Origin of the sequence: Desulfonatronospira sp. MSAO_Bac3 (assembly GCF_003838035.1) — a bacterium.
GTDB lineage: Bacteria > Desulfobacterota > Desulfovibrionia > Desulfovibrionales > Desulfonatronovibrionaceae > Desulfonatronospira > Desulfonatronospira thiodismutans.
In genome coordinates, this window is sequence record NZ_QYZY01000384.1 from 1 (window position 1) to 3,477 (window position 3,477).

Sequence of the window (3,477 nt, forward strand, 5' to 3'; positions counted from 1 at the left end):
AGCCTTAACACGAGATTGCTTCGCTTCGCTCGCAACAAGGATTGCCGCGCTCGCCCCAGTTGAATGGCTGCGCCTACACTGCGTGTATTCAACGAGGTAAAAAGACTCGCTCGCAATGACAGCTGTGCTGTCAGGAATGTAATTGCTGAAAACCTGTCACCCACGAAGGAGCCTAAGCGACCGAAGCAATCTGTATGGGAAAAACATAATATTCTGAATTTATTGCATATTCGATTCTAGTTACTTGTGAGACAAGGGGGTTTTGGAAAAACGTGCCCACTGCAGCATCAAAAAGGCTATCGTCTTACAAGTTTTCAATGTTCTTAAGCAACTCGTCCACTGAACACCTAAAGGGTATATGTTTCCATAACCGTCTATGTAAGATATTTCACCCTAATAGGCCTTAAGAACATAATTGCTGTCTGTAAAAAACCCCCTGCGAACCTTCGGTGAGCTGTTGAGGTGTTGCAAGGAGTAAATCATTCCACCAGCCTGTCTTCAGGCAGGGTAATTTTGCGATAGAGTTCGTCAGTGGCTGCCAGAAGCTCGAACGGGGGGTTAAAGCCTATTTCGTTGGCTACCTGAATGTTGAAGGATATCTTAGGGATGCCTCTGTCCACCATGTTCAGGGACCTGGGCTGCTTACCTTCAAGGATATCAATTATCATTTGAGACACAAAATTGCCTCTCCTGCTGAAGTCCACGGTTGAAAAGCCCATGAGAGCCCCAGCCTCCACATCCCGGGAACCGTTTCTGGCAAAAGTGGGTATTCCCTGCTCCCGCAGAAAGCTAAGGATCTTATCCACATCGCTGCTTTCCCAGTCAAAGGCCAGAAGAGAGGGAATGAAAAAGGCATCCATGCCTTCATCCAGGAGGTGCTTGATCCCTTCTAAGCAGTCCTGGACGGATTCTGTAGTGATTCTGTCGTATTCCAGGAGTTCAAACCCCCTTTCATCGGCTATCCGCCTGGCGGCACCAAGGTTTGTAAACTGTCTGCCGCTTTGGGTGTCCGGATAGATCACCCCCAGACGGTCGAACTCCACAATCTGATGGAAGATTTCAAACATACGCGGATATCTTTCCGGATCCAGGCGTACAGTAAAATTGTCCACACCCGAGTCATGGATGCTTTGAACAAAACCCGAATCCACAGGGTCGGAAACGGCCATGGCCACAATGGGTGTTTTATTGTTGTTGGCCGCAAGTATGGCCCGGGTAGCATCAGTGCCTGCGGTTAGGACCAGGTCTAAGTCGTCTCTTTGCATCAGTTCCCGAGCTTCTTGTTCCAGGAGCTCGTCCCTGTCCCAACCCGGGCTGTAGTGAGCATCCCCGGGGAAATCAATTTTTTCCAGCCAGCCCCGGGCCTGCAAAGAATCTTTTATTGCCTGCAGCGAGTCTGAAAAAAGCCAGTACGGACCTCCCTCGATATAGCCCACCCGGTAGTTCTTATCCTGCGCGAATGCCTGAGAGGCCAGAAGAATTCCGGCCAGGATCAGGCAGATAAAACCCACATTCTGCAGCCTGAAAAACTTAAGCATAAAGTGCTCCATTTATTGTTTAAAATGTGATGTTATCGTTAATTTAAATCGTTTCCTGGACGTACCTGTTTAGCCCTTTTAAGGAAAGCAGGGGGCAGGCACCCTGGACTTATTTGTAGCTGATGTGAAGATTATTACTTAAAAATAAGTGCGGGGAGAGCCAGTCCCCCTCCGGGCTGTATGCCTCCGGGCAGGAAGCCGTGCCATATGAAAAGCGCTAAACAGATACTCCCGGACAAGGTCCAGTCAATTCCGGACAATGAGCTCTCAGCATAGACTGACGATGGTATCTCCGGCCCCGTGAACCTTGTAGAAAGGCCGGTGCATGACCAGAATGCCCATGAGCCCGGACGGCCCGTAAAATCCGCTGTACTTGGCAGTGGCGGTTATCTCCTGCAATCCACTGGATCTGTCCAGGTAGGCGATATCTTCTTTGACCGAGTAACTTTTCTGCAGGATCCAGTATCTGTTGTGCTTATAACCTTCAATAAGCAGGAATTTTATCTTCTCGGCGGTTTTTCCGGTCATAGCCTGCATGGAGTAGACCCCTTTGCTGCCCCAGTTGCTGTCCAGATCGCATCCGGCATACTTGAGGAAATAATCCCTTCTTTTCCTGGGAAGCTGGAAAAATTCATGGATATCCATGCGCTCCCCGTCTTCCAGGACAATGTTTTCCGGGTCCACCAGAGTAGTATAAGGGAAGATCTCCCGGATTTCATCAGGATACATATCCCTGGTTTTTTCCCAGAAAGGGAAAATAAGAGGAATTTTTTCGTCAAAGACGATGCTCGGTGGCAGATCATAGTGCAGTCTCTTGTTTTGCCAGGCATCAAACCTGGTTTTGAAATAATTGTCGGACATGAGTCCGTGAAAGGCATGGGCCCGGATAAAGTTGCAGTCATAGGCACTGACGCCTTTGTCGTATCCGAAATATTTGATCCCGTGGTCTCTGGTTCGCTGCAGGAAAAAACGCATTCCGGACTGGATGGAGGCGTTATCCAGGAGATGGTGCACCATGGGCTGGTCACCCAGGTGTTTCTTCAGGTCTATGGCGAACTGCCCGGCCATGGACCTGGGAAAGACGGGCTTTCGTTTAAAATCCTGACTGAAATGCTCATAAAAAGAGTAGAGCTGTTCGCACTGGCACCACAAAGACCCCGGGCTCTGAATTTCCGAGATTTTTCCAGGCACAACTTCGTCGGTGCGAAAAAAAGCAGGCTGCAGTGAAATCCCCATTTCCCGGGCCCGCTCATGAATTTCTCTGTGCCAGCTCCAGCCAAAGCTTTGAGGCAGTTCATTGATAATAAGCCCGGCAACGTCAGAGTCGGTTTCTTGAGCCAGGGAGGCCCGGAAAAGATCAGAGGTTATGTCCTGAAACTTACGGATAAGCTCATGGCGTTTCCGGTATCCTTCCAGTACTTCAGGGTCCAGGGGATAGATATCCGTTGCAGGGCAGGTGCTGAAGCCTATGTCGACACGTAGTAGATCGTTGACCTGATTGTCCAGAAAGGCAAAATATTTATCCATAAAAACTCCCAAGGCTAAAGATTTAAGTGTTCATGACTGATTTAATGGCTGATCCAGTTCCTACGGATAAGAAAGCCCAGGTAAAGGATGCTGCTGACCAGGGTCAATATTCCGAAAAGCACCACAGAGCTCTCATAGCCCACCCTGGCAATGAGAAAGCCCATTACCAGCGGTCCAGCCACGTTGCCGGCCCTTTCCCAGAAACGATATATGCCCATGCCTGCCCCCGGGCCAAGCTTTTTTACAATATCAGTTTCAGATATCACCGAGGCCTGGGAGGATACGGAAAAGCTGTGGGCTATGCCCAGCATTATGACCATGACCAGGATGGGTATGAAACCGCTGAAAAGGGCGAAAGAAAGCATTGCCCCGGCAGTTATGAGCCCGCCCAGGAGTATGAAGTATTTGCGAA

3 protein-coding genes are annotated in these 3,477 nt (G+C 49.4%); all 3 read right to left on the minus strand.

The genetic code is table 11. The features are described 5' to 3' along the window. Nucleotides 1-479: 479 nt before the first annotated feature. On the minus strand, nucleotides 480-1,538 hold the full coding sequence (locus D5S03_RS13445) for an ABC transporter substrate binding protein (protein WP_287044436.1): 1,059 nt from the start codon (nucleotides 1,536-1,538) through the stop codon (nucleotides 480-482). Between the two features lie 267 nt (nucleotides 1,539-1,805). Next, nucleotides 1,806-3,065 carry a hypothetical protein gene (locus tag D5S03_RS13450; protein WP_287044438.1) on the minus strand — a complete coding sequence of 420 codons (1,260 nt, stop codon included), beginning with the start codon at nucleotides 3,063-3,065 and terminating at the stop codon, nucleotides 1,806-1,808. Between the two features lie 41 nt (nucleotides 3,066-3,106). Beyond that, the coding region (locus tag D5S03_RS13455; RefSeq protein WP_287044440.1) for an MFS transporter at nucleotides 3,107-3,477 on the minus strand (371 nt) is incomplete at its 5' end.

Excerpts from the sequence above, each read along its gene's own strand:
- D5S03_RS13450 (WP_287044438.1), bottom strand. The coding sequence starts at position 3,065 with ATGGATAAATATTTTGCCTTTCTGGACAATCAGGTCAACGATCTACTA.
- D5S03_RS13445 (WP_287044436.1), bottom strand. The coding sequence starts at position 1,538 with ATGCTTAAGTTTTTCAGGCTGCAGAATGTGGGTTTTATCTGCCTGATC.